Origin of the sequence: Microbispora sp. H10670 (assembly GCF_014161385.1) — a bacterium.
Lineage (GTDB): Bacteria > Actinomycetota > Actinomycetes > Streptosporangiales > Streptosporangiaceae > Microbispora > Microbispora triticiradicis.
Genome location: NZ_JABBWW010000001.1, coordinates 591,963 through 615,502 on the forward strand (window position 1 = coordinate 591,963; position 23,540 = coordinate 615,502).

General features: G+C 72.1%; 23 protein-coding genes and 1 pseudogene. 9 read left to right on the forward strand and 15 right to left on the reverse strand.

Annotation, left to right across the window (positions count from 1 at the left end; translation table 11 throughout):
* Positions 1-32: 32 nt before the first annotated feature.
* Positions 33-2,303 carry a polysaccharide lyase 8 family protein gene (locus HHX33_RS02835; protein ID WP_310741180.1) on the reverse strand — a complete coding sequence of 757 codons (2,271 nt, stop codon included), beginning with the start codon at positions 2,301-2,303 and terminating at the stop codon, positions 33-35.
* Positions 2,304-2,417: 114 nt separating this feature from the next.
* Here HHX33_RS02835 and HHX33_RS02840 point away from each other — a divergent pair, with 114 nt between their 5' ends.
* The gene (locus HHX33_RS02840; RefSeq protein ID WP_182873143.1) at positions 2,418-3,203 is read left to right on the forward strand and encodes a hypothetical protein; all 786 of its coding nucleotides are present in this window, start codon (positions 2,418-2,420) and stop codon (positions 3,201-3,203) included.
* An 18-nt stretch (positions 3,204-3,221) separates the two neighbouring features.
* Here the strand turns inward: HHX33_RS02840 and HHX33_RS02845 are convergent, their stop codons facing one another.
* From HHX33_RS02845 to HHX33_RS02885, 9 genes are all read right to left on the reverse strand, one after another.
* A complete protein-coding gene (locus HHX33_RS02845) occupies positions 3,222-4,217 on the reverse strand; it encodes a glycosyltransferase family 2 protein (RefSeq protein WP_310741181.1) in 996 nt (331 codons plus the stop codon).
* Positions 4,214-5,479 carry a glycosyltransferase family 4 protein gene (locus tag HHX33_RS02850; protein WP_182873144.1) on the reverse strand — a complete coding sequence of 422 codons (1,266 nt, stop codon included), beginning with the start codon at positions 5,477-5,479 and terminating at the stop codon, positions 4,214-4,216. The genes HHX33_RS02845 and HHX33_RS02850 overlap by 4 nt, the downstream gene beginning before the upstream one ends.
* A complete protein-coding gene (locus HHX33_RS02855; protein WP_182873145.1) occupies positions 5,476-6,765 on the reverse strand; it encodes a lipopolysaccharide biosynthesis protein in 1,290 nt (429 codons plus the stop codon). Before HHX33_RS02855 ends, HHX33_RS02850 begins: the two co-directional genes overlap by 4 nt.
* Positions 6,753-7,508 carry an NTP transferase domain-containing protein gene (locus tag HHX33_RS02860; RefSeq protein ID WP_310741182.1) on the reverse strand — a complete coding sequence of 252 codons (756 nt, stop codon included), beginning with the start codon at positions 7,506-7,508 and terminating at the stop codon, positions 6,753-6,755. Before HHX33_RS02860 ends, HHX33_RS02855 begins: the two co-directional genes overlap by 13 nt.
* Positions 7,498-8,166, reverse strand: coding sequence for an HAD family phosphatase (locus tag HHX33_RS02865; protein WP_310741183.1), 669 nt, complete (start codon positions 8,164-8,166; stop codon positions 7,498-7,500). Before HHX33_RS02865 ends, HHX33_RS02860 begins: the two co-directional genes overlap by 11 nt.
* Positions 8,163-9,401 (reverse strand): 2-phospho-L-lactate transferase CofD family protein, encoded by a 1,239-nt coding sequence (locus HHX33_RS02870; protein ID WP_182873146.1) that lies wholly within the window; start codon positions 9,399-9,401, stop codon positions 8,163-8,165. The genes HHX33_RS02865 and HHX33_RS02870 overlap by 4 nt, the downstream gene beginning before the upstream one ends.
* Positions 9,398-10,228, reverse strand: coding sequence for a glycosyltransferase family 2 protein (locus tag HHX33_RS02875; RefSeq protein ID WP_310741184.1), 831 nt, complete (start codon positions 10,226-10,228; stop codon positions 9,398-9,400). Before HHX33_RS02875 ends, HHX33_RS02870 begins: the two co-directional genes overlap by 4 nt.
* A 66-nt stretch (positions 10,229-10,294) precedes the next feature.
* The gene (locus HHX33_RS02880; RefSeq protein WP_259402027.1) at positions 10,295-11,005 is read right to left on the reverse strand and encodes a hypothetical protein; all 711 of its coding nucleotides are present in this window, start codon (positions 11,003-11,005) and stop codon (positions 10,295-10,297) included.
* Between the two features lie 1,109 nt (positions 11,006-12,114).
* Positions 12,115-12,468: a hypothetical protein gene (locus tag HHX33_RS02885; RefSeq protein ID WP_182873147.1), complete on the reverse strand. Its 354-nt coding sequence runs from the start codon at positions 12,466-12,468 to the stop codon at positions 12,115-12,117.
* Positions 12,469-13,015: 547 nt separating this feature from the next.
* Here HHX33_RS02885 and HHX33_RS02890 point away from each other — a divergent pair.
* The 3 genes and pseudogenes from HHX33_RS02890 (at position 13,016) to HHX33_RS37640 (ending at position 14,677) form a co-directional block, all read left to right on the forward strand.
* The gene (locus HHX33_RS02890; RefSeq protein ID WP_182873148.1) at positions 13,016-13,396 is read left to right on the forward strand and encodes an STAS domain-containing protein; all 381 of its coding nucleotides are present in this window, start codon (positions 13,016-13,018) and stop codon (positions 13,394-13,396) included.
* A 164-nt stretch (positions 13,397-13,560) separates the two neighbouring features.
* A pseudogene (locus tag HHX33_RS02895) lies at positions 13,561-14,424 on the forward strand (aminotransferase class I/II-fold pyridoxal phosphate-dependent enzyme); the annotation flags it as partial.
* Positions 14,425-14,518: 94 nt separating this feature from the next.
* The gene (locus HHX33_RS37640) at positions 14,519-14,677 is read left to right on the forward strand and encodes a hypothetical protein (protein ID WP_396784048.1); all 159 of its coding nucleotides are present in this window, start codon (positions 14,519-14,521) and stop codon (positions 14,675-14,677) included.
* Between the two features lie 30 nt (positions 14,678-14,707).
* On the opposite strand, the gene HHX33_RS02900 is transcribed toward HHX33_RS37640, so the two are convergent.
* Positions 14,708-15,889, reverse strand: a complete 1,182-nt coding sequence (locus tag HHX33_RS02900) for a carboxylate-amine ligase (RefSeq protein WP_182873149.1) — start codon at positions 15,887-15,889, stop codon at positions 14,708-14,710.
* A gap of 215 nt (positions 15,890-16,104) precedes the next feature.
* Here HHX33_RS02900 and HHX33_RS02905 point away from each other — a divergent pair, with 215 nt between their 5' ends.
* Positions 16,105-16,479 carry an STAS domain-containing protein gene (locus tag HHX33_RS02905; RefSeq protein WP_310741185.1) on the forward strand — a complete coding sequence of 125 codons (375 nt, stop codon included), beginning with the start codon at positions 16,105-16,107 and terminating at the stop codon, positions 16,477-16,479.
* A 58-nt stretch (positions 16,480-16,537) separates the two neighbouring features.
* Positions 16,538-17,032: an ATP-binding protein gene (locus HHX33_RS02910; protein ID WP_182873150.1), complete on the forward strand. Its 495-nt coding sequence runs from the start codon at positions 16,538-16,540 to the stop codon at positions 17,030-17,032.
* A gap of 722 nt (positions 17,033-17,754) precedes the next feature.
* Here HHX33_RS02910 and HHX33_RS02915 read toward each other — a convergent pair.
* Both HHX33_RS02915 and HHX33_RS02920 read right to left on the reverse strand, forming a co-directional pair.
* Positions 17,755-18,003, reverse strand: coding sequence for a hypothetical protein (locus HHX33_RS02915; RefSeq protein WP_182873151.1), 249 nt, complete (start codon positions 18,001-18,003; stop codon positions 17,755-17,757).
* Between the two features lie 47 nt (positions 18,004-18,050).
* On the reverse strand, positions 18,051-19,097 hold the full coding sequence (locus HHX33_RS02920) for an NAD-dependent epimerase/dehydratase family protein (protein ID WP_111697649.1): 1,047 nt from the start codon (positions 19,095-19,097) through the stop codon (positions 18,051-18,053).
* Between the two features lie 219 nt (positions 19,098-19,316).
* Here HHX33_RS02920 and HHX33_RS02925 point away from each other — a divergent pair, with 219 nt between their 5' ends.
* From HHX33_RS02925 to HHX33_RS02935, 3 genes are all read left to right on the forward strand, one after another.
* Positions 19,317-20,723 carry a methylation-associated defense system protein kinase MAD6 gene (locus HHX33_RS02925; RefSeq protein WP_182873152.1) on the forward strand — a complete coding sequence of 469 codons (1,407 nt, stop codon included), beginning with the start codon at positions 19,317-19,319 and terminating at the stop codon, positions 20,721-20,723.
* Positions 20,724-20,817: 94 nt separating this feature from the next.
* Complete coding sequence (locus tag HHX33_RS02930; protein ID WP_111697647.1) at positions 20,818-21,225, forward strand: pyridoxamine 5'-phosphate oxidase family protein; 408 nt, start codon at positions 20,818-20,820, stop codon at positions 21,223-21,225.
* Positions 21,226-21,287: 62 nt separating this feature from the next.
* Entirely contained in the window at positions 21,288-21,920 is a 633-nt protein-coding gene (locus HHX33_RS02935) for a uridine kinase (RefSeq protein WP_182873153.1), read from the forward strand.
* 51 nt (positions 21,921-21,971) lie between these two features.
* Here HHX33_RS02935 and HHX33_RS02940 read toward each other — a convergent pair whose 3' ends face one another.
* Together HHX33_RS02940 and HHX33_RS02945 are read right to left on the reverse strand one after the other, a co-directional pair.
* Entirely contained in the window at positions 21,972-22,781 is an 810-nt protein-coding gene (locus tag HHX33_RS02940; protein WP_182873154.1) for a hypothetical protein, read from the reverse strand.
* A 247-nt stretch (positions 22,782-23,028) separates the two neighbouring features.
* Positions 23,029-23,337: a hypothetical protein gene (locus HHX33_RS02945; RefSeq protein ID WP_111697644.1), complete on the reverse strand. Its 309-nt coding sequence runs from the start codon at positions 23,335-23,337 to the stop codon at positions 23,029-23,031.
* Positions 23,338-23,540 lie beyond the last annotated feature (203 nt).

Sequence of the window (23,540 nt, forward strand, 5' to 3'; positions counted from 1 at the left end):
CCCCGCCCCCGCTCACGCTGTCGAAACGACCCTCACGCGAGCCGTACGGTGACCGTGTGGGAGGCGCCGGCCCGATCCGCCAGCCGGCCGAAGACGAGCGTGAGCCGGGCCCCCGTCCGGGCGCTGTCCAGGAGCGGATGGGCGTCCACGACCCCGGCCACCGGGTGGTCCCACGTCACCGTCAGCCCGTCGAGCTCGCGCGGTGTATCGGCCCGGGGATCGGCCACCGTCACCGTCGCCGTGCCGTCGCCCAGGTCCCGCACGAGGACCGCGCACGGATCGGAGGCGGCCAGGCCGCCCGCCCGTCCCCCCGCCCAGAAGGCGACCGCGGTGATCCCGAGTGACGGCACCGCGATCCCCTGCTGCGCGGAGGTGTTGGCGAGCACGCGGGCCCAGCCGGGGTCGGCGGCACGGGCCCGCGTCGCGGCCGGGCCCGCCCCCGGCATGAGGTGGTAGACGTAGCCGGCCGCGTCCGGGTCCACGCCGTGGTCCAGCCAGATCGTGGCGTACGACCGGCCGACCCCACCCGCCGTACGGGTTTCGCGCAGCGTCCGCAGAGGCTGCCCCGGGGGCAGGACATAGCCGCCGTGGCCGTCCAGATGCGCCCACCCCACCACGGCGTCCACGGTGAGGGCGGCGCCGGTCCTGCGGTTGTCCACAACGGTCTCGACCGGCACGCCGTCCCGGCCCGTGATCCCGGCGCCGAGGCAGACGACCGCGTCGTCGAGGAAGAACCACGACTTGAAGGCCTCAAGGGTGCTTTTCAGGCCGTACAGGTGCTGGCCCACGGCCGCGTACACGCCGTCGGTGACGCCGCCCACCCATTCGGCCGGCGGGCGGGTGTCGCCCCACGCGCCGCCCGCACCGTCGGGCAGGCTCAGCGTGGAGACGGTGGTGCCCGGCAGCCGGTACGGATCAACGGTGGGCCAGAAGGAGTCGGAGTACTGGTCGCCGTGCTCCCGGCCCCACCAGTAGAGCATTCCGGCGCCCGTGTGCCAGCCGCGCGGGTTCTCCCCGTTGCCGTGCTCGTAGTGGGCCACCCGTGAGGAGGCCATGCTGAGCGCCGCGCACCAGCCGGGCCGGCGGTGTACGGCGCGGGCGCTCGCGGGGAACAGGCGGTGCCCGGGGGGCTCGGGCGCCGCCGGTGTCGTCTCGTCGCGCAGCACGGCCGCGAGCCGCGCGTGGAACGCCGGATCGCCTCCCTCGGCGGCCCGGAGCATGGGCTTCGCGGTGTCGCGCGCCGCCCAGCCCTTGACCATGCCCCGCCAGCGGGCCCGGTCGGCGGCCGGGGCCGTCTCCGCCAGCAGCAGGATCGCGGCGGCGATCTCCCTGCCGCGCGCGTGGTCGCCGTACGGCCGCCTGGCGACGCCGCGTCCCCGTACGAGGTCCATGAACGCGCCGTCGTGGACGAACGGCGCGAACGACCTGTCGACCGCGTCGAGGACGTTGCGGAAGGCCGGGTCGGCGATCTCCCACGGCGTGCCGCGCAGCACCGCGGACAGCGTCGCGAGGCCGGTCAGGGCCACCACGCCATACCCTCCCTGGTAGGGGACCGAGCCGTGCTGGATGAACGAGCCGTCGCGGTAGAACCCGTCGCCCTCGGTGACGTACCGGAAGACCGGCGAGAGCGCGGAGACGGCGAGCGCGGCCCGGCCGGGGTCCGCTCCGGCGATCGCCCGCAGCAGCGTGACCGTGCACAGGTCCACCCGGTTGGCCCCGGTGCTGTTGCCCGCGTAGTCGTCGAGGCGGCCCGGGGGGACGAAGTTGTCCACAGCCTCGCACAGCGCCGCGGTCTGACCGCCCGTCAGGTGTGGACCGGCCAGCAAAGCCGCGTCGAGCAGTGCCCTCGGCGCTCCGATCTGCCAGTCCCACCAGTTGCCGGTCTGGCCGGCGTCCGCGGCGTACACGTGCCGCACGTAGTGCTCGATCCCGGTGGCCACGGCCGAGCCGAGGCCCGGCTCGGCCGTCAGCCCGGTGCCCGGCAGCGCGTACGCGCGGGCCATGGCGCGCAGCCGCGCCGGGGTGGCGCCGAGGGACGGGAAGGGCAGGTCCGGCCAGAGCGACCGGCCGGTGGGGGTCATGGCGTCGCGGTGCAGGCGGGCCTCCGCACCCAGCCGCGCCAGGCGGCCCCGGTACGGCCCCCGCGCCGGATCGAACAGGCCCGCGCCGAGCGTGACCTCCCGCCAGCGGCGGCCCAGCACGGCCAGATCCCCGGTGCCGGGCCCGGTCTGGGGGTCACAGGCCGTCAGGAGGACGGCGAGGCCGCTGAACTGGAGAAATAATCGCCGGGAAGGTCCCTTCACGCGTAGATTATCCGCGCGATCCGCCGCTTTCATCGATCTTCGGCAGACATCTATGGGAGCGCTCCCAAATGACGTACCTTTCTTCTGCCTTGTCACCGGGAAAGGGAGCGTGTTGTGAGACGAGTGTTATCCGCGGCCGGTCTGGCCCTGCTGCTGCCGCTGACGGCGACCTCGGTCGCCTCCGCCTCAGGAGGTCACGGCGGGCACGGGCCGGGGACCTGCGCGAAGAAGGCCGCGCTGTTCTGCGAGGACTTCCAGTCGCTGCCCGTCGGCGGCGCGGCCAGCCTCAAGTGGGGCGTCGACACCAAGCACGGCACGCTCACCGTCGAACCCGCGACGGGCGGCCAGAAGGTGCTGCACGTCCACACCGAGGGCAACGGCCGGGCCTTCCTCAGGGTGGACGACTTCGCTCCACCCGGCAACGGCTTCTACGGCCGCGTCCGGCTGCGCGTGAAGGCGTTCCCCACCGCGCCCGACTGGGCGCACTACACGCTCGTCGAGGCCACCGGCGCGGGTCCGGAGATCGTCCGGCCGCTCGGCGGGCAGTACGTCCCCACGCTGGGCAAGGACCTGTGGGGCGTCGGCGCGGACGGCGGCCCCACCGGCGACTGGACCAACTGGCGCGAGTCCGCGCCCTCCCGGGCCGGCGTCTGGCAGTGCGTCGAGTGGCGGATGGACCCCGCCGACAACCGGATCTCGGTGTGGTTCGACGGCGTCCCCCAGCCCGACCTGACCGTCTCCACCCGCTCTCACGGCGGCAACGACACCGACTTCGTCTTCCCCAGGTTCGACACGGTGAAGCTCGGCTGGCAGCTCTACCAGCCGAACCCCGCTCCCTCGGCGTACGACCTCTGGATGGACGACATCACGCTGAGCACCGGCCGCGTCGGCTGCGCCTGATCCCGGACGCCCGACCCGTCACGCCGCCTCGGTCCGGCTCCCGCACAGCAGGCGCAGGGAGCCGGCCGCCAGGCCGGTGACCAGCACGACGTGTACGGCGAGGTGGACGGCCATGAAGTAGGCCGTGAACGCCACCCCGCGCTGCCGGCGTACGAACCCGACCAGCACCGGATCGGCGACCGCGAACCCGGCGACGAACGCCGCGGGCACCGCGGACGCGAGCGGGTGGAACAGCCCGAACGGCACGCTCAGCAGCACCAGCGCGAGGCACGCCAGGGCGAGCGCGCAGGAGAGGATGCCGGCCGGGCTGTTGGCGTGCTCGGGCTTGGCCGCGCCGCGCCGGGCGGTGGCCAGGGCGAGCGGGATCAACGGCAGGGCCCGCCGCCACTGCTCGGTGAGGACCGGCAGCAGGCGGCTGCCGTCGTCGTGGCGGCCCACGACCGTGTCGGTGAGCACGATGCGGCTGCGCACGGCGAGCCTGCTGCTGTACTCGACGTCCTCGCAGTCGCGCAGCCGCTCGTCGAACCGGCCGGCGGCGAGCAGCACGTCGCGGCGGATCGCGGCGAGGGCGAAGACGACGCTGTTGACCTCTCCGAGGTGGCGGCGCCGCCAGTGGACCGCGTGCAGGATGCGGTACCACTCGACCGGGCCGTCGTCGATCAGCGGCTCGACGTCGTAGACGCCGTGCACGCAGCCGACCTCGGGGTCGCGCTCCAGGATCTCCATCGCGCCCGCCACGGCGTCGGGCCGCAGCGCCACGTCGGCGTCGAGGAAGAAGATCACCTCGCCGGTGGTGGCGTCGATCCCGGCGTTGCGGGCGGCCGAGACGCCCCGGTTCTCCGGGAGGCGCACGACCCGGCAGCCCAGCTCCTCGGCGATCGCCGCCGAACCGTCGGTGGAGGCGTCGTCCACCACGACGACCTCGCCGGGCCGCCGCGTCTGCGCGAGCACCGACTCCAGGCACAGCCGCAGGGTCTTGGCGGCGTTGTAGCAGGGCACCACCAGGGAGATCACCGGCCGCCCGCCTTCCCCGCCGACCCGGCGTACACGGCCAGCGTCTCGTCGGCGGCGCGGCGCCAGCTCAGCGTCTCGCGCACCAGCCGCTCCCCCCGCTCGGCGAGCGCCCGGCGCAGGTCCGGGTCGCCCATGACCTCGACGACCCCCTCGGCGATGTCACCCGGCTCGTCCGCCCGTACGAACCGCACGGCGGGCTCGGCGGGGTCGCCGAGGAAGATCCGGGAGAAGCCGTCGCCCAGGATCACCGGGCGGGCCAGCGCCATCGCCTCGGTCGCCACCAGCCCGAACGGCTCGAACAGCGAGGGGAAGACGCAGGCGTCGGCCATCGCGTAGTACTCCAGCAGGGCCTGGCCGTCCACGAAGCCGCCCGAGGTCAGCACCCGGTCGCCGAGCCCCGACCCGGCGGCGATGCGCCGCACGCCGTCCTCGTCCCCCTCGCCCACGAGCACCAGGCGGAGGCCGGGCACCGCCGCGGCGATCGCGGGCATCGCCTCCAGCAGTTCGTAGACGCCCTTCTGCCGTTCGATCCGGCCGACGAACAGCAGCACCGGGTCCTGCGCGCCGATGCCGAGCCGGGCGCGCAGGTCGGCCGCCCCCAGCCGCAGCTTCTCCCGGTCGAAGCCGGGGTCGGCGACCACCCGTTCGTACGTGCCGCCCAGCCGGACGACGTCGATCGGCGTCCGGACCCACCCCGCCGCGAGCAGTTGCTCACGCACCTCGGGAGTGGCCACCACGACCCGGCGGGAGATCCGCGCCAGCCACCGCTCCAGCGCGGCGAACAGGCCGAGCGGGTCGGTGATGCTGCGCTGCCGCGCCACGCCGTACTCGGTCGTGTGGACGTGGAAGACCACCGGGAGCCGCAGCACGTAGTGGCTCAGCAGGCCGCACAGGAAGTTCGTCGAGTCGTGGACGGCGACGACGTCCGGCCGCCGGGCGGGCGGCAGCCGCCGCAGCAGCAGGAAGTAACGCCAGTTGCTCACCACGACGGTCAGCGCGAGCAGGAGGAACTCCGCGCCACGCGTGCGGTTGAGCCGCCGCCCGCGGGCGACCGCGCCGAGCACCCACCCGAGCACGCGCCCGCGCGGCCGGTACGCCGTGACGCCGCCGGCCCGGTCCCACACCGGCAGCCCGCCGTCGTTCAGGGTGAGGACGGCGAGGTCGTGGCCGCTCGACAGGTGCGGCGCGATCATCTCGGCGTACCGGCCGAGCCCCGCCGTGATGTTGGGCGGAAACTGGTTGATGACGAAGGCGATCCTCATCGCCGTGCCTCCCGTACGCCGGTCACGGCCGCGGGAGGGCCGCCGGGCCGGTACAACCGGGCGCAGGCGGCCACCACGACGGCCACGAGGATGAGATTGGTCAGGGCGAAGGCGACCAGCCCGCCGGTCAGTCCCTGCCAGGCGATGAGCGCCGCCTGGCCGCCGAGCGCGAGCGGCGTGCCCGCCAGCAGGCAGCCGATGAGCACCCGGGCCCCCCGCACCCCGTCCATCGTCAGGGCGACCTGGTAGAGGTTGAAGACCGTGTGCGCGCCGATCCCCAGCGCCGACAGGGCCATCAACCCGAGCGAGTACGGATACTCCCCGCCCATCAGCAGGAAGAAGACCGTGCTCGCCGCGAACGAGAACACGGCGGTCGCGCCGAAGACGGCCGGGCCGAGCCGGGCGATGCGCCGCATCACCGCGGGCTTGTCCAGGGTCGCCAGCGTGGGCAGCAGCACCAGGCCGACGCCGTCGGTGAACACCACGCCCAGCAGCCGCTTGGGGAAGCCGTTGTAGACGGAGTAGACGCCGACGTCGGCAGGGGGCGCCCAGTGGTTCAGGAAGATCACGTCGACCCCGAACGCCACGGCGGTGAGCGCGCCGATGGCGGTGACGTACGCGCCGTGCCGGTACGTCGAGCGGGCCAGCGCCCGCGACCAGAGCCTCGGCCTGACCTCGAACCCGGCGAAGGAGAGCGCGGCGAACACGAGATTCGTGCCGATCAGCGCGACGAGGTACGGCTCCGCGTCGCGCACGTCGAGGGCGAGCAGGCAGAACGCGGCGGTGCCCAGATAGGCGACCGCGACGGCGAGCTTGAGCCACGCGACGAGGCGGAACCGCTTCAGCCCCCGCAGGAAGCTCTCGGTGAGCTGGTTGAGCGTCATCGACAACGCCAGCGCGAGCGCGAAGGCCAGCGTGCGGACGTCCACGCCGAGCGCGGCGGTCAGCGGCCCGGCGGCCAGCAGCCCGGCGGCGAACACCACCGCGCCCAGCACGAGCGTCGACAGCAGCGCCGTGGTCACCAGGGCCGGCCGCGCGCCGGGCTCGGCCCGCGGCAGCTCCTGGAACATGACGAGGTTGAGGCTCATCAGCATGCCGACCGTGACGATCAGCGCGATCGACAGGACGACGGTGAAGTGGCCGAACGCCGCGGCTCCGGCGCCCCGGGCGATCACGAGCGTGGTCGCGGCGGCCGTGCCGCTGGCAACGGTGCTGACCAGCGTGGGCCCGGCCGCCCAGCGGTGGGCGGCCAGCAGCGCGGCCGCCCGCTCCGTCAGCGCGCCCACCGCAGGTACGCCCTCCGGGCGAACTCGAGGTCGCCGGCCGTGTTCACGCCGCGTGCCTCGCCGGGATCGGCGACCGGCACCACGGTCAGCGGCCAGCCCCGCTCGCGCGACAGGTGCGGCAGGAACGGCAGGAAGTTGACCTCTCCGGTGCGCGCTCCTACGGCCGCCTCTGCCAGGTAGCGCGTCCACTCCTCGTGCAGCCCGGCGACGTCGAGGCAGAAGACGCCCACGTCACCGAGCCCGCCGGGACGGCACTCGTCGCCCTCCCTGGACTGCCGCACCCGCGTCAGCACGCCCCGGTCGTCCAGTTCGTACTCCACGTACGGGTCCGGCATCGGCACGAGCGGCAGCGTGAGGCCCTTCTCGTGGGTCTCGGCCACCTCGCGGACGGTCGACGGCGACAGGTTCGCCTGGTCGCCCCAGACCACCAGGATCACGTCGTGGCCGCTCCAGTGCGGGGCCGCGCCGAAGATCGCCCCGCCCATGCCGGTGGGCGACTCCTGCACGCTCACCGAGACCGATCCCGCCGCGATCTCCGCCGCCGCGAGCGCGCGGAACGGCCCCTCCCCCTCGGGGGACATCACGACGTGGACGTGCTCCACGTGCGGCCGGAGCCGCTGGTGGAGCACGTGCCACACGGTGACGCCGTCGGCGACCTCCACCATGATCTTCGGGATGCCGAGCCCCAGGCGGGTGCCCCGCCCGGCGGCCGGGATCACCGCGCAGATCCGCTCAGCCCGCACCGCTCACCTCCACGTCCTTGGCCAGCAGGGTGGCGATCTCCTCCAGGTCGCGGGCCGCCACCGCCCCCGGGGCCGGCTCTGCGACGTGCGCGTGGATGGTCGCCAAGCCCGCGCCGACCGCCGACGCGACGCCGTGCGCGGAGTCCTCCAGCACCACCACCGCGCCGGGGTCGAGACCCCAGTGCTCGCAGGCGTACGCGTAGCAGGCCGGGTCGGGCTTGCTCACCGGGAGGTCGTCGCCGGTGAGCACGTCGATGAAGTACCCGTCGAGGGACCGCTCCGCGAGCGTCCGCTCGACCGAGGCGCGGCTGCCGCCGGTGACCAGGTACGCCGACCGGCCGGCGGTGGTCAGGCGGGCGAGCAGCCGCCGCGCGCCGGGGAACACGGCCACCGTTCCAAGGTTCTCGCGGTACAGCCGCTGCTTGAGCCGGGCCAGCCGGGCCGCCTCCTCGGTGTCGCCCAGCAGGCGCACCGCCACCTCACGGGTGCTCGCGCCGGTGTGGTCCGCGTACCGGAAGGAGGCGAGCAGGCCGGGCGCGACCTCGGCGATGGCCTGCCGGAAGGCCGCCTCGTGGGCCGGGCAGGAGTCGACGAGGGTGCCGTCGAGATCGAAGAGCCAGACGCGGCGGGCACAGGCGTCGGCCAGGAGATCGGTCACCGGGCCCCCGCCAGCGCCGCCTCGTGCCTGATGGCGAGCAGCGCCTCGGCCGTACGCCTCCCGTGATGCGCGCCGGGGTGACCCGGATCCTCCAGGTCGGCGGTGAGCCAGCGGGCCCCCGCCCACTCGCCCCGCCCGAGCACCCCGTGCGGCACCGTCGGAACGCCCGGCGTGGCTTCGGCTCCCACGTCCGGCCCCTGATGGCTGAGGACGTGGGTCACCAGGCGCCGCCGGTTGCCGGGGTCGCCGAGGTAGGCCAGCGTGCGGTCCACGAGGTCCGGCGCGCTCAGCCCCCGGCTGTCGTGGTCGTCGCGGGTGTTGACGACGAAGACCTTCGCCGCCGCCCGGCTCCGCGCCACGGCATCCGCCACGCCCGGCGTGAGATAACTGGGCAGCAGCGAGGAGTGCGGCGTTCCCGGGCCGTAGACGATGAGGTCGGCGTTCCTGATCGCCTCCAGCGCCCGCGGGTTCGGCGTGACCTCGGCGCGGTCCTCGAGCAGGTCATCCCTCGCCCACTCGGGGGGCGACGCCTCCAGTTCGGCCCGCCGCCGCCCGCCGACCGGCTCGCGCAGCAGGAACAGATCGGTGATCGTCGCCTGCGGCCGCCGCTGGTCCCGCGGCGCGACGATGTCGGCCTCGTCGGCCAGCAGCGTGCCGTCCCGCCTCAGTGCGACGAGGAACGCGTTCTCCCCGTTGGTCACGTTGAGCAGCCGTACGGGCGAGCCGAACGCCCGGGCGCAGGCGTCGACGGCGGCGTTGAAGTCCCGGCCCAGCCGCAGGTACGCCCCGGCGAACACGAGGTTGCCGAGCGCGCAGTCGGCGAGGTCGAACCCCTGGGGAGCGGCGGCGAGCCGCCGGGCGAAGGCGCGCAGGTGCGCCGCGACGAGCGCGGACGCCTCCTCCGGCAGCGCGGCGAACCGGCCGCGCCGCGCGGCGACGGCCTCGATGACCTCGGTCAGCCCGGCGGGCGTGGTCCCGGCCGGCAGGCGGTGTTCGAGCACCGTCGCCAGCGCGGCCTGCGCCGGGTCGGCGGGATCGAGGTGGAGCAGCAGGTTCTTGCGGAAGTCCGACGGCCCGAGCATCCCGGGCAGGTAGCGCCGCAGCGCGCCGGTGGAGTGGCCGTTGTCGTAGCCGTTCACCACCAGCGACAGATCGACCCCGGGAGTGACCAGCATGCCCCTCGCGATGCTGGCCGCTCCGCGGCCGCCGTTGAACATGGTGACCGCGACGTTCATCGGGCCTCCTCGGCGACCGGCGCGGGCGCGACGGCGCCGGGGGCGGAAGGCCGCAGGACCCCCCGGCGCAGCAGCCAGTGACGGAAACCGAGATAGACGACGAACAGGGCGCGGTCGCGCGCACCGCGCCAGAACCGCCAGCCGCGCCGGCCCCCGCCGCGCTCGCGGTGCTCGATGGGCACCTCCACCCACTCGTGGCCGATCTCGGCGACCCGGGCGGTGATCTCGGTCGAGCAGTTCATGCCGCCCGACTCCAGGGGCAGAGCCCGGAACAGCGGGCCGTACACCACCTTGAAGATCGAGTTGAAGTCGCGGTAGCGGGTGCCGTGCAGCAGGTTGCTGACCGCGCCGCTGGCCGCCGACCCCCAGCGGTACGCCGCGCCGTCGGCCTTCCTGATCCGGGCGCCGGAGAACGCCATGGCCTCCCCGGCCCGGATGCGCGGGATGACCCGATCGAGGTTGGCGATCGGGAACTGGCCGTCGGAGTCGAGCAGCACGACCCAGTCGAGCCGGGTGTGGGCGATGGCGGTGGCGATGGCCGCGCCCGCGCCCTGGTTGCGGTGATGCGTGACGACGACGAGCCGCGGGCACCGGGCCCGCAGACCGGCGAGGATCTCACCGGTCGCGTCACCGCTGCCGTCGTCGCAGACGACGATCTCCCAGTCGCCGACGGCCGGGTTGTTCTCCAGGTAATCCTGCCACTCGCTGACCGTCGCCGCGATGGTCTCCGCCTCGTTGTACGCGGGCGCGGCCACGGAGATGTCGACAGCACTGTCCGTCCGGCCGTCCAGGGAGCCGCCCGGGGAACCGTCCTCTGGACGCGTCACGGGATGCGTGTACGGCAAAGTCACCTCCTTGGGAGGTATCGGGTTGCGGGGAAACGAGGGAGAGGATCAGCGGTCGTCCGCACCGAGCAGACGGCCGATCCAGCGGTCCAGGGGAAGCAGATTGATCCCGACGATGATCGGGACGTGCACGAGGGCGAACACGATCGTCGCGCCGAACGAGATCGGCCCCCCGGTGAACAGGTTGATGTGCGGCGCGTCGATGGTCGCGGGGATCTCGACGGGGTTGGCGACGAACCACATGATGTCGAGGAAGCCGGAGAAGACGATGAGGACGCCGGTCGCCATGATCTTCAGGCAGCGGCCCGGCGTGCCCCCGCCGATCCGGTACGCGGCGGCGACCGTGAGCACGATGCCCGGATAGAGCAGCAGATAGAGATGCGTGTAGAAGCTGTCGCCCTGGGCCCGCGCGCCGTCGCCGTAGTAGAACCAGCTGATCCTCGGGATCAGATAGCCCGTGAAGAGCACGAACGGGACGTAGAGCAGCCAGTTCAGCCGGGGCGACACCCAGGGGAAGACCGCGATCGCCACGCACAGGCAGGCGAACGCGAGGAGCTTGGCCACCATCTGCCAGGGCGACTGGATCTCCCTGGTGTGCGGCGTGGCCAGCCACACGAAACCGGTGCCGGCGGCGCCGACGACCAGGGCCATCCACCACACGTGGGGCGCCCACGGGCGGGAACCGGCACGGACGACGTCCGCCGGAAAATTTCCGTCGAGACGGGGCCGGGACGGAGGACTTTCGCCGAATGCCGTCATGAGGACGCGGCACCTTCCTTCCAACGTGCCACTGGGGCAGGCGTGCCGTATGGGCGCTGCGAAGAATGCAGCCGCGAGCGCGGGAGCGCTCCCACGCATTATGTCATTCCCATCCGGAAATTCGTCCGCAATAGTGAGTATTGGGCGACAGAGCCGGATATTTTCGGGCGTCTTCCCAGGTCAGACGGGGCCAGTACGACGAAGCCGTACCCGCGAGTAGTTGAATGTTGCGCCACCGTTCGCCATTCCCTCGCGTTACGGACATTGTCAACCGCGTTTGCGGACGCATGTCAATTTTGGACCGGTCCTTATCCCGAGGAGCGGCCGTCCACCCGGACGCGATGCCGCGGCGCGCGCTGATGGCACCGCGCACTGACGGCGCCGTGCTCTGTCCTGCCCGGCGCCGTCCTCAACCCGGCCCCCCGGTCAACCCTTCGGGCATCCGGCCGATGTCTTCGCCGCGCGTGCGGTCAGCGGAAGAGAGCGGCACCCGCCGGGCCGCACCCAGACGATCGACACGTACCACTCGCCGGCGCTACCACGAGATTTCCTCGCGCTCAAGAGACAGCACTTCCCGGCCGTTTCACTGACAGCCGCGCTCGCGATCACATGCTGATGGGGGTCAAGACAGCGAAGTCCCGCAGATGGCCCGCAGCGCATCCCGCAACAAACGCCAGGCGAGCGGGCATGACCAGGTCCGGTCTCCTGGACATCGTGGAGGCAAACAAGTGTCAACTGATCGCCAGAATATGGATAAAAGAGCCTGGCAGGAATATGTCGCCGGATGGGAGCTATTGCTATGCCGTTCAGGACATAAGCACGCACTTCAATCAGTTGCTGTCGGCCCAGGACGAGAGGGGTGTTCTGCTCGCAAACGGGCGCTCGGGTCGCCGGCGGGGCGGACTCGTCGTCAGCGACCGCCCGGGTAGGCGGCCCGGGTCACTACTCTTCGAGCCCTGACGGTTCTCGCTCACCACTGTTCGCGGGGCTCGTCGCCACACGAACCGCCTTCCGCGTCTTGTCGACGAGCCCGTGTGCCGGCTTTCAAGAGGGACGCGGGGGCTTAGCGACCAGGGGACACCCCTGAGCGCCTGTTCACCGGGCGCGGGTCAGTGGTTGACGGGAATTCGGGGAGCCTGGGGGTCGGCGGTGGCCCTTCGATGGCGCGGCGCGTCCCCGCCGCCTCGGCCGTCCTGCTCGCGCGCTGCCCGCTCACGTTCCGGCTGCTCACGTCCCGGTTGCTCGGGCGCCGCCTGACGCGACGACCGGCCCTCGGCCTTCATGATCTCCTCTTCGAGGTCGCCCGGCGTGGGCGCCTCCAGCAGACGGGCCACGATCCGCGTCGCCGCCCGGGGGACGGCCCAGAAGCTGCCGGTGCGCTCGCCGTACCAGACCATCCAGCCGGGCGTCTTCGCCGCCAGGGCCCGCGCCGCGCTCCTGCCCGCGGTGCTCTCGCTCGTCATACCGATCCTCCCGCTCGCCGTGTCTCCGGGGAGCGCCCCTCTACCCCGTTACGGGCGGGCCAAGCACGGCCATGCGAGCACAGCCTGTGAGACGTGGCGCCGCGAGCCCGGCTCCCGACGGTCGGTAATGCCCACGCCAAGAGCACGCCCAGAAAGTAATACTGGTTAAGGGGGATATTAGGGATAGCCCGCTTATCTGGCTAGCTGGTATGTTTGAATGACTCAAGTCCCCGGTAGAGCGGGCGGCGGCGAGGCATCGGCCCGCCGACCCCAAGCTGTGCCGCGCCACTGGCTCGGACGACCGGCTCACGTCACGGAAACCCTTACGGAACAGGGGTTTTGCATGATCCCCGTAGCGCGGGAGACCCCCCGGAGCAACCAGGATAAGTCCCCTGTTCTTTACTTATTTGCCCCTATATGGCGCACAACTGGGGTTGCCGGACGGACTCCCATGCCATCGACTGCCGGACATTACTGGGACCTGACACTCCTCCGGGTAGCGTCGTTCAAGACAGTACGCCCGAAAAATATGGATGAAGGCGCGTATATGACAACGCAGCAGCTTGAGATCAGTGTGAGCGATCACCAGCCGGCCGTCGTGGTCGTGCTGCGGGGTGAACTCGACATCGCCACCGGAGACAGCCTCCGGAACGCGATCAGGAAGCTCGTCCACCAGGGTCGCGCGAAGATCGTGGTGGACGCGTCGAACCTGCGGTTCTGCGACTCCTGCGGCCTGGAAGCGCTGCTGGACGCCCGGGACGACATCGAGAAGGCCGCCGGTTGCCTGCGGCTCACCGGAGTTCACGGCATCTTGAAGATCGTCCTCGAGGCGACCAGGCTGCGCGGCACGTTCTCGATCGACGGCACGCCCGTCGAGGCAGTCGCCGCCATGGTGGTGACGGACTCGCACGACGTGTCCATGGTCTGATCATCGGGATCTGACCTCTGATCATCCGGCCCCCGCCCTCACACCGAGGGCGGGGGCTCTCGTACAGAACCCCTCCTGCCGCAGCGCGCCGGCGGTCGTTTGCACCGGTCGGGCCGGGGTACGCGCGGACGAGGGAAAGACCGGAGCGTTCAGGGGGAGGCACCATGGATCAGTCCCGTGTGCCCGTGCTGGAGGCGTTGGCCGCCTACCGGAAGCGAGGAGATCTCAGCTTCACTCCTCCGGGCCACAAGCAGGGCCGGGGCGTGGATCCGCGGGTCCTGGAGATCATGGGAGTCGACGTCTTCCGCGACGATGTGATGGTCATGAACGGCCTGGACGACCGGCTGCAGACCAACGGGGTGCTCGAAGAGGCCCAGCAACTCATGGCGGAGGCGGTCAACGCCGAGCAGGCGTTCTTCTCCACCTGCGGAAGCTCCCTGTCGATCAAGAGCGCCATGCTCTCCGTGGCCGGTCCGGGCGAGCGCCTGCTGGTCGCGCGCAACGCCCACAAGTCGGTCATCTCGGCACTGATCCTGAGCGGTGTCGAGCCGGTATGGGTCCACGGAGACTGGGACGGCGACCTCCACATGTCGTACCCGCCCACTCCCCAGGCGGTGGTGGAGGCGTTCCGGGCCGCCCCCGACGCCAAGGGCGTGCTCGTCGCCAGCCCGGTCGACTACGGCACGTGCGCCGACCTCGCCGGCATAAACGACGTGTGCCGCAGGTACGGCCGCACGTTCATCGTGGACGAGGCCTGGGGCGCCCACCTGCCGTTCCACGACGACCTGCCCGAGTGGGGGATGAACATCGGGGCGGACCTGTGCGTGACGAGCGTCCACAAGATGGGCGATGGGCTGGAGCAGAGCTCGGTGTTCCACCTGCAGGGCAACCGCGTGGACCCGGCCGTCCTCAAGGCCCGCGAGGACCTGCTCGGCACGACCAGCCCCTCCACCCTGATCTACGCCGCGCTCGACGGCTGGCGCCGGCAGATGGTGGAAAACGGCAAGGACCTGCTCGACCGCGCGCTGGAGCTCGCGGCGTCGGTCCGCGCCGAGATCGGCAAGATGCACGGGCTCTGGGTACTGGACAAGGAGAACACCGGCGCGTTCGACCTCGACCCGCTTGGTCACGCCGTACCCACCGGGCGCGCCCGCCCTGTGCCCCGGCGAGATCATCACCGAGCCGGTGCTGAGCTACCTGACCACCGGGCTCGACGGCGGCATGGACATCCCGGACGCGAGCGACCCCACGCTGAAGACGCTCCGGGTGGTCGCGGAGTGACGACCTTGACGGGGGCTAGCTTGACGGGAGCTATGCCCAGCGGGCGCTGACGGTCTCCGCCAGGAGCATCTCGGCGACCTCGCGCGGACGGCCGCCGCGGGCGTAGGCGGCCCGCTGCCGCGCGGCGCCCGAGCCGTACCGCCGCATGTGGTCGAGCTGGAGGGCCAGCGCGGCCCAGTCGCCGTTCTCCTCCAGCATCGGCCGCACGTGCTCCAGCATGCGGTCGACCAGGTGCCAGCCGGGCACGCGGGCGCCGGCGAGCAGGTCGTACGCCTCGCCCTCCACTCCGTCGTGCGCCGCGCGCCAGTAGGCCGCGCGCAGAAGCGTGTCCTCCACCTCGGGGGCGGGCACGCCGGCCCGTACGTCCCGGAGCGCGGTGGCGGCCAGACCCCGCACGAGCCCGGCCAGCATCGCGGTCTCGGCGGCGGTCGGGCACACGTCCGCCGCGCGGATCTCCAGCGTCGGCACGTGGTCGGAGAGGCGGGCCAGCCAGTAGATCATCCCCCGGTCGAGGATCGTGCCGCCGGTCAGCATCCCGGCGACGAGGTTCTCGTAGTGCCGGCGCGAGCGGAAGTACGGCGGCGGCTCCGCGCTCGGCCACCGGCCCATGACCATCGCCCGCCAGCTCGCGTGGCCGGTGTCCCTGCCGTCCGCGATCGGCGAGTTGGCCGACAGGGCCTGCAGGACGGGGAGCCAGGGCCGCAGGTGGTTGCTGACCCGCAGCGCCTCCTCGCGGTCCCCGAGCCCGACGTGGACGTGGCAGCCGCAGACGCCCTGCCCGTCCATCACGGCCCCGAACTCGCGGAGCATGGCGTGGTAACGGGGGCACGACGAGAGGGGCGGCACCCCGAGGTTGCCGTCCAGGGCCGTGCCGCACGCGGCCAACCCCAGGCCCGCGTCCGCGGCGGCGCGGGCGGCGGCCCGGCGCGACTCCACCAGGTCGCCGTGCAGCGCACGCAGATCGGTGTGCACGGCGCTGTTGCTCTCCAGTTGGAACCGCGTCAGTTCGAACACCAGCCGGTCCGCCGCCGGCCCGGCCAGCCGTGCGTACACGTCCTCGGCCGCCGGGACGACCCGACCGGTGCCGGGGTCCAGAAGAAGGAACTCCTCCTCGACGCCGAGCGTGAGCGCCGCCGGGTCCACGGGTGCCCGGGTGACGAGGGAAGAGCCGTGGACGGTGTCGAACCGGCCCTCCCTTGTCACGTCTGGCATCGGTGGTCTTTCTCGGAGGAGGGTCCAGTGAATCAGTCCCCCATTCCCCCGGACGATGCCGCGAAAAACCACAAATGGCATTTCTTGACGCGGGTCCGTACGGCCCTGCCCGGGCGTGCCGCCCCACTAGACTGACCGCCTGACCGGGGCCTGCCCGGCCGTGCCCGTGTCCCAATGCCCGTGTCCGATCGCCCGTGTCCCGCCGAGGTGTGCCAGTGACCGCCGCCGTCGTAGTGACCCCTGTGCCCGCGCACGTCCCCGACCACGTCCTGGTCATGGCACTTGACGGCGCGCTGGACTACACCAACGCCGACCGGCTGCGTGAGGAGCTCACGGCGGCCGTCGGCGAGGGCCACCGCGAGTTGCTGCTCGACCTGAGCGCGCTGAACTTCTGCGACTCCACCGGGATCCGGATCCTGCTGTCCGTACGCAAGCTGCTGCAGGAGCGGGACGGCGGGGTGACCCTGGCGGGGATGAACCCCCGGCTGGCGCGGATATTCCGGACCACCGGGCTCATCCACGCGTTCACCGTCGAGCCGGACCTCACGGAGGCCGTCGGCGCGCTGAACGCCCGGCCGGGGCCCGAGTAGGGCAGGTAGCGGCATCGGAAGGGTCACAAGAAGGTAGCCTCGGTGACGCCGAGGTGAGATGAACGGCAGAACCCGTGAGGGCGTGGCAGGGCGGCGGCGAGGAGGACAGGTGGTGGACCACCACCGGCAGTGGCCGATAACGGATGACCTCGCGACGTTACGTGACGACATCCAGCGGTTCGCCCTTGCGGCGGGACTCACCGGCGCCCGGCTGGACGATCTCGTCATCGCCGCCAACGAGGCCGCGATCAACGTGCTCGAACACGGCGGCGGAGTGGGCACGCTGGTGATGTCCTCTGACGGCGCCGTGCTCGCCGTCGAGGTGGCCGACGAGCTGGGCACGCTGCGCCCCGGCGCCGTGCCCGGACAGCGGCCCTCCGGCCGGAGCGTCCGGGGCTTCGGCCTCTGGCTCATGGGCGAGTTGTGCGACTCGGTGACGATCGAGCAGGTGCCCGGCCGGTCGACGATCCGGCTGTCCATGCACCTCGACACCGGCGGCCCGGCCGCCGGAGCGGGCGTCGCTCCCGTACGAGGGAGCATCCACCCGATCTGAACCGGCGGCCGGGCCTTCGGCCGGTCCCGCGTTGACCCTGGTTATCCTCTCGATCCCGTAAATCGGGCCGACACGACGGACCGAGCGCCATAACCTGGGTCCCGCCACCACCTCCTCCAGGGCTGCCGCACGGCTACCTGAGAAACGTCCATGACGCGGCGGCAACCGCGATCAGGACGCAGAGGCGAATGGTCCGGGGCGTGCTGTCGACGACGTCCCGGACCGCTCTGGCCACCTCGCCAACCCACGAGCCGATCTCCGGGTCGTGGAACCGGACTTCCTGACGGCGTTCCCCGCTTCCGCGGGGTCTGATGGCACTCATCGGGGCACCCTCCCCCATATGCGCTGTCCGGGCGGCGATTCCCCGGACCTTTCCCAGATGGTCACAGGTGACCCAGCGTGCACGCAACGCACACGGACGGCATTCGGGGTTCCATGCGGAGAGTGACGATCGTGTCACAACTTGCGAGGTATTTTCGCCCTGATACGTCCCGGAAAGCGTGCTTCGCTGTCTGATTTGTCCGCGGCCCTTTCCGGAAATTTGGACCAGCTCGCGACACGCCGTCATTTGTCTCCGAGGGCGGCGACCGGCGGGCGTATCCGGGACAGCACACAGCGACCGCGAAGGCCCCTCGGAGAGCACAAGGAGGCTTCCACAGACGATGTTACCGAATGTGACGGAGTGGTCACGCACACCCGGGCGCGCGGCGGGCCGCCACCGATCAGCCGCCGAGGTCGCGGACGACGTTCTCCAGGCACCGGGTCAGCGTCTCGACCCGCTCCTCCGTGACGGGCTGGTCACCGGTGGCCTCGGGCAGGTCCGCGCGCCGCGTGATCACCAGGGGCCGGTGCCGCTCGTCGATCTGGTCGAGCGGCAGCACCAGGCACTCGCCCCGGACGAAGACCAGCGCGACGTCCGGGTCGGCCGACTCCAGCAGCCGTCGTACGCAGTCGGGGTCGAGCAGCGCCATCGCGACTCCTCCCGTGCCGGAATCGGCAGAACGGGTCCAGGGCGGGTTCAGGGCCGGATGCCCACACCCGTCGTCACTTCCTTGATCCGTCCCCGGCCCGAGTCCGGGGCGAGCGGCGGGGTGCCCATGCCCGCCCCGCGCCGCATGCCCTCCAGTACGGCGCGCAGGGCGTCCACGGCGGTGTGGCGGGGCCGCCAGCCCAGCTCCTCACGGGCCCGGGTGATGTCCATGATCGGGATCTGCAGGGCCATCTCCACCAGGCCCGGCGAGGCCGGGATCAGCCGCAGGTGCCAGCCCGCCGCGACCGCCGTACGTACCAGCGTGGCCGGGACCGGCACCCGCCGCGCGCCGAGGAGGTCCGCGAGCACGGCGGGGTCGACGACCGGGTCGGCGGCGAGGTTGAACGCGCCCCGCACGTCGCGGGTGAGCGCCAGGCGGAACGCCTCGCCGGCGTCCAGCGAGTGCAGCGCCTGGAACCGCAGGCGGGGCATGTCCGGCACGAACGGGATCGTCCCCGGCCGCACCAGCCGCTGCGGCAGGAACGGACCGGCGAACAGCCGCCGCTGCTCGGTCGCGGCCTCCTCCTTGAAGATGAAACCGGGGCGCATCCGCACGACCCGGATGTCCGGGTGGTCGCGCTCGAAGACGTCGAGCACCCGCTCGACGTACGCCTTCTCCCGGGCGTAGGCGGCGTTCGGCCAGCCGTGGGTCGGCCAGGACTCGTCGACGGGCGGGTCCTTCGGCCCCGGCGAGTACGCCCCCACGGACGACGAGTGGACGAGGACCGACACCCCGGCCCGGGCGGCCGCGGCGAAGACGCGCATGCTGCCGATCACATTGGCGTTCCAGGTGGTGACGGGATCGTGGGTGGGCTGGAACAGCCAGGCGAGGTGCACCACGGCGTCGGCCCCGGTCATGATCGGGCCGAGGTCGTCCCGGAAGACGTCGGCCGTCCGCCACTCGGTCTTCGCCGGGCACCAGTCCGGCATCCGCCGGGCCACTCCGACGATCGAGGTCACGCTCGGCTCGGACTCCAGGGCGGTGAGCACGCTGGTCCCGACGTTCCCGCTCGCGCCAACCACGACAACTCGCATGAAGCTCTCCGTTTCCTGACACCCTTCGCGACAAACCGCCACAAAGGTCGCGATAGCCCCATCCCCGGCGGAGGCGCGATCATGCACCAGGGCGACCGAGAGGATGCGGGAGCTCCAGATTTCCCCTGGGACAATGCGGGGGAATCAGTGGTGGCGCGGGAATACCGCTACCTAGGAGGATTAAGTTCTCATAGTGGTCAGAGAGGCGGAACAGCAGAGATGGCTCAGATCGTCGGTGGCGGACGCCCCGTCAATGACGCCGAGCGACGGGTCATCGCCCACCTGCGGGACAACGCGCCTGACGACTGGCTGCTGCTGCACAACATCGAGGTGCCGCGCGGCGCCGACCTGTTCGAGGTGGACGTGGTCGTGCTGACCGGCCACTCGCTCGTCGTGATCGACGTGAAGGGCGCCCGGGGCCGGTTCGAGGTGTCGGGCAACCGGTGGTTCCCCCAGCACCGCGAGGCGTTCGGCTCGCCGGTGGCCAAGCTGCGCGGCACCGCGCGGGCGCTGAAGGGCCTGCTGATCGACGAGCACCGCGAGCTCGAACGGCTGTACGTCGACAACGTCGTGGTGCTGACCGCCCCGGGAGCCGTCCTCGTCGATCCCAGCGGGCGCGACGCCCGGCACGTCACGACGATCGCCGGGCTCGTTCCCATGCTCAGCGACGTGTCCCGGGTCAGGCACGGGTGCAGCCGGGACGCCACGCCGTACCGGACCGCGATCATCGAGGCGCTGAACGGTACCGTGCGCCGGCCCACCGCCCCGCCGCGGTTCGGCAACTGGGAGGTGGAGGAACAACTCGGCGGCGACAGCCGCGTCACCGAGTATCGCGCCGTCAACGCGACCGCGCCGACCAGCGGGACCGTGCTGCTGCGCGTCTACCGCGCCGACCCGATGGCCGAGCAGCAGCGGCGGGTCGCCGAACAGCGCCGCATCGCCAACGCCTACCAGGCGCTCGCCAAGATCCCGCCGCATCCCTGTGTCGTACGCTCGCGGGACTTCTTCGCCATCGACGACGAGAGCCGGTTCGTGCTCGTGCTCGACGACGTCCACGGGCAGGCCCTGCACCTGCATCTGACCGGGCGCGGGCTGGACATCGGCGCCAAGCTCGCCGTACTGGAGGACATGCTGGACGGCCTCGCCCACGTCCACGCCAACAAGGTCATCCACCGGGCGCTCACCCCCGCCTGCGTGCTCGTGGCGGACGACGGCAACGCCATGCTGACCGGCTTCGACTACGCCAAGCCCGGCCCGCGCAAGCACACCGTCGCCAACGAGCTCCCCAACATCCTCGACGTCCACTACGTCGCCCCCGAGTGCCGGGCACGGCCCGACCGGATGACCCCCGCCTCGGACGTCTACTCGGCCGGGGTCATCGCCTTCCAGCTGCTGACGGGCGAGCTCCCCATGCCCGGCATGGACGCCGAGCCGGCCGCCGCGGGGGTCGCCCCGGAGGTCATGGACCTCGTACGGCGGATGCGTGACCTCACCCCCGCGAAGCGTCCGGACGCGGCCACGGCCCTCGCCGAACTGCGTGACGCCCGGGAGGCCCAGCCCCGGCGGCGGGTGCCGCTCGGCGGCAGGATCCGCGACGCCCTCCGCCGCCTCCATCCCCGGGGGTGACACCCGCCCGGATCGCGGCGGGAGGCCGATCGACGGCGATGACGGGACCTTCGTCCCTAACCCGCCGGCGGGCCGATCACGCAGGCTTGCAGACATGAAGCTCGACTCGGCCGGCCTTGAGATTCTCCCGGGAGGGGAATGTCTGAACCTGCTGGCCTCCACCCCCATCGGCAGGATCGTCTTCACCGACCGGGCCCTCCCCGCCGTCCAGCCGGTCAACTTCTGCCTGCTCGACGGGAACATCGTCATCCGCACCGCCGCGGGTTCCAAGCTCGCCGCGGCGGCGCGGAACGCCGTCGTCGCCTTCGAGGCCGACGAGTTCGACGCGACGTTCCGTACGGGCTGGTCGGTGACCGCGGTGGGGCACGCCCGCGCGGTGTCGGAACCCGAGGAGATCGACCGCCTGTCGGCGCTGCCGCTGTCGCCCTGGGTGCCCGGGACCCGCGACCACTTCATCGTGATGGCCCCCGAGCAGATCTCCGGCCGCAGGCTCAACCGCTGACCGCGGCACCGCGCAGGACGCCGGTGTCCGCGGGCCGCCGGGGGGTGGCGGATGATGGACGGGTGCTCGCCCGTCCCGTGTCCCCGTCCCTGCTCGTGGAGGAACTGGCGGATCTGATCGCCGCCCGGCCGCGCGACGCGTGGGTGCGCGTCGCGGTGGACGGCGCTCCCGCCGCCGGGCCGGGACCGCTGGCCGACGCCCTGGCCGGCCCGCTGCGCCTGCGCGGCAGGGAGGTCCTGCGGGCGCCCGCGTCGGGCTTCCTGCGCCCCGCGTCGCTGCGGCTGGAGTTCGGCCGGACCGACCCCGACGTGTTCCACGACGAGTGGCTGGACGCGGCCGGCCTCGTCCGCGAGGTGCTGGGGCCGCTGGAGCCGGGCGGTGACGGGCGGGTGCTGCCCTCGCTGTGGGACAGCGTGCGGGACCGGGCCACCCGGGCCGGCTACGTCACGCTGCCGCCGGGCGGGGTGGCGCTGGTGGACGGCGCGCTGCTGCTCGGCCGCAGCCTGCCCTTCGACCTGACGATCCACCTGTCCCTGTCGCCGGCCGCGCTGGCGCGCCGCACACCGCCCGAGGAGCACTGGACGCTGCCCGCCTACGAACGGTACGAACGCGAGACGGGCCCGGCGCGGGCCGCCGACGTGGTCGTCCGCGTCGAGGACCCGCGCCGGCCCGCCGTGGTCACCCGGCCGGGCTGAACCGGAGGCCGCGACCGGGTGAGGTCTTGCCTGAGATGGACGCCTGCCTCGTTACAACAGGCCGCCCAGGCTCAGCAGGGGAAGTCCCACCTGCAGCCCCGCGTCCACGGCGAGCCCGAGCCGCAGGAGCGGGTCGTCCTCGTAGGCGCAGGTGGTGCAGCACGTCACGCAAGATGTGCTGGTGCAGGTGCATGGCCTGCCGGGCGCCGGGCCGGACCGCGTCACGGACGGCGGGTCGGTCGGCTTCGCGGGCGGCGGGCTGGACACCTTCACGGGCGGTGTGACCGGTGGCCTCACCGGCGGCGGGCTGGACACCTTCACGGGCGGCGTGACCGGCGGCTTCGCCGGCGGGCTGGGGGTCTGCGAGACGTGGGGAACGTGTACGACGTTCTGCACCGGAGGCACGACGATCTCCGGGACGTCGGGCGCCGGAAGCCGCTCCGGCGTCGTGAAGATCGGCACGTCCTCGCCCTCCGGCAGGTTCTGCACGGGCGGCAGGGCCCACCCGGGGCCGTTGCCGATCGCCGGACCGCCGGGGCCCTGGTTGCCGGACGGCATTCCCGGAGCCTGCGGCCCCGTCGTGTTGGGCGGGACGGCCGCCGAGGGGCGGTTCGGCCGCGGACGCTGAGGCTGGGGCTCCCGCTGGTGGGGACGCTGCCGCTCCGGCTGCCGCTGCTTGTGCGGACGCTTGCCGTGCCGGGGGTGGCGGGCGGCCGGGTGGACGCTGACGGCGGGTCGCCGCACCGTGATCGGCACTCCGTCTCCCGGTACGGCCTGCGCCGGTGCGGCGACGACCGCGCCGAGGGCCACGAACCCTCCGGTGACGACGGCGCCCACTCTGACCGCCACTCGCATGCCCATGCAGTTCTTCAACTCTTCTTCCTCGCAGTAGCGATGTCCGAGCCATTTCCTGGCTGGTCAGGTGACACCGGCGCGATCTGGTCAACCGCCCGCACTTACCGCTTGTCCCGATACGCGGAGCTCGAATGCCGACGTGGTCGGCCGGACTTCCGGCGGCCGATACCGGGACCGGCGCCGCGACGGGCCGTCCGCGCAATCACCGATCCCGGTCTCCCATTCAGCCGATTCGCACTCGGCTGATTCGCACTCAGCCGATGCGGATACCCAGGTCGACGAGGAGCGCCACGTCGAGAAGGTGCCTCCTCCAGAGGATCGGCGGGCAGGCGACGCAGGTCGGCGTACAGGTCGGGTCCGGGCTCGGCTCCTCCAGGGTCGTCACCTTCGGCGTCGGCGTAGCGGTCGGCGGGCAGTCGGTGATCGTGACCGTGATCGTGGTACACGTCGGCTGGGCCTGCGGAGCGGCCACCGCGGCCATCGCCGGCGCGGCCACGACCACACCTCCGGCCAGCACCGCGCCGGCCATCAGCCCCTTGACGAGATTCGTGCGCTTACGCATTTCTGTACCTTTCAAACAGCGATGCTCGAGAAATCGAGATTGCAGCTCGGCGAGGACGTTCCTCCCCGGTGTCACCGTGGGAACATCCTGCCAGCCGGTAAATCTCCCCGGTTCTGCCGACACAAACGACCGCCCCCATGTTTTCCCAGGTGTTTGCCGCTCTCAGAATGAGGGAGTCCGAATTATTCATCGCTGTCGCATCG

Excerpts from the sequence above, each read along its gene's own strand:
- HHX33_RS02850 (WP_182873144.1), bottom strand. The coding sequence starts at position 5,479 with ATGAGGATCGCCTTCGTCATCAACCAGTTTCCGCCCAACATCACGGCG.
- HHX33_RS02870 (WP_182873146.1), bottom strand. The coding sequence starts at position 9,401 with ATGAACGTCGCGGTCACCATGTTCAACGGCGGCCGCGGAGCGGCCAGC.
- HHX33_RS02880 (WP_259402027.1), bottom strand. The coding sequence starts at position 11,005 with ATGACGGCATTCGGCGAAAGTCCTCCGTCCCGGCCCCGTCTCGACGGA.
- HHX33_RS02885 (WP_182873147.1), bottom strand. The coding sequence starts at position 12,468 with ATGACGAGCGAGAGCACCGCGGGCAGGAGCGCGGCGCGGGCCCTGGCG.
- HHX33_RS02890 (WP_182873148.1), top strand. The coding sequence starts at position 13,016 with ATGACAACGCAGCAGCTTGAGATCAGTGTGAGCGATCACCAGCCGGCC.
- HHX33_RS02900 (WP_182873149.1), bottom strand. The coding sequence starts at position 15,889 with ATGCCAGACGTGACAAGGGAGGGCCGGTTCGACACCGTCCACGGCTCT.
- HHX33_RS02910 (WP_182873150.1), top strand. The coding sequence starts at position 16,538 with ATGAACGGCAGAACCCGTGAGGGCGTGGCAGGGCGGCGGCGAGGAGGA.
- HHX33_RS02915 (WP_182873151.1), bottom strand. The coding sequence starts at position 18,003 with ATGGCGCTGCTCGACCCCGACTGCGTACGACGGCTGCTGGAGTCGGCC.
- HHX33_RS02920 (WP_111697649.1), bottom strand. The coding sequence starts at position 19,097 with ATGCGAGTTGTCGTGGTTGGCGCGAGCGGGAACGTCGGGACCAGCGTG.
- HHX33_RS02925 (WP_182873152.1), top strand. The coding sequence starts at position 19,317 with ATGGCTCAGATCGTCGGTGGCGGACGCCCCGTCAATGACGCCGAGCGA.
- HHX33_RS02930 (WP_111697647.1), top strand. The coding sequence starts at position 20,818 with ATGAAGCTCGACTCGGCCGGCCTTGAGATTCTCCCGGGAGGGGAATGT.
- HHX33_RS02940 (WP_182873154.1), bottom strand. The coding sequence starts at position 22,781 with ATGGGCATGCGAGTGGCGGTCAGAGTGGGCGCCGTCGTCACCGGAGGG.
- HHX33_RS02945 (WP_111697644.1), bottom strand. The coding sequence starts at position 23,337 with ATGCGTAAGCGCACGAATCTCGTCAAGGGGCTGATGGCCGGCGCGGTG.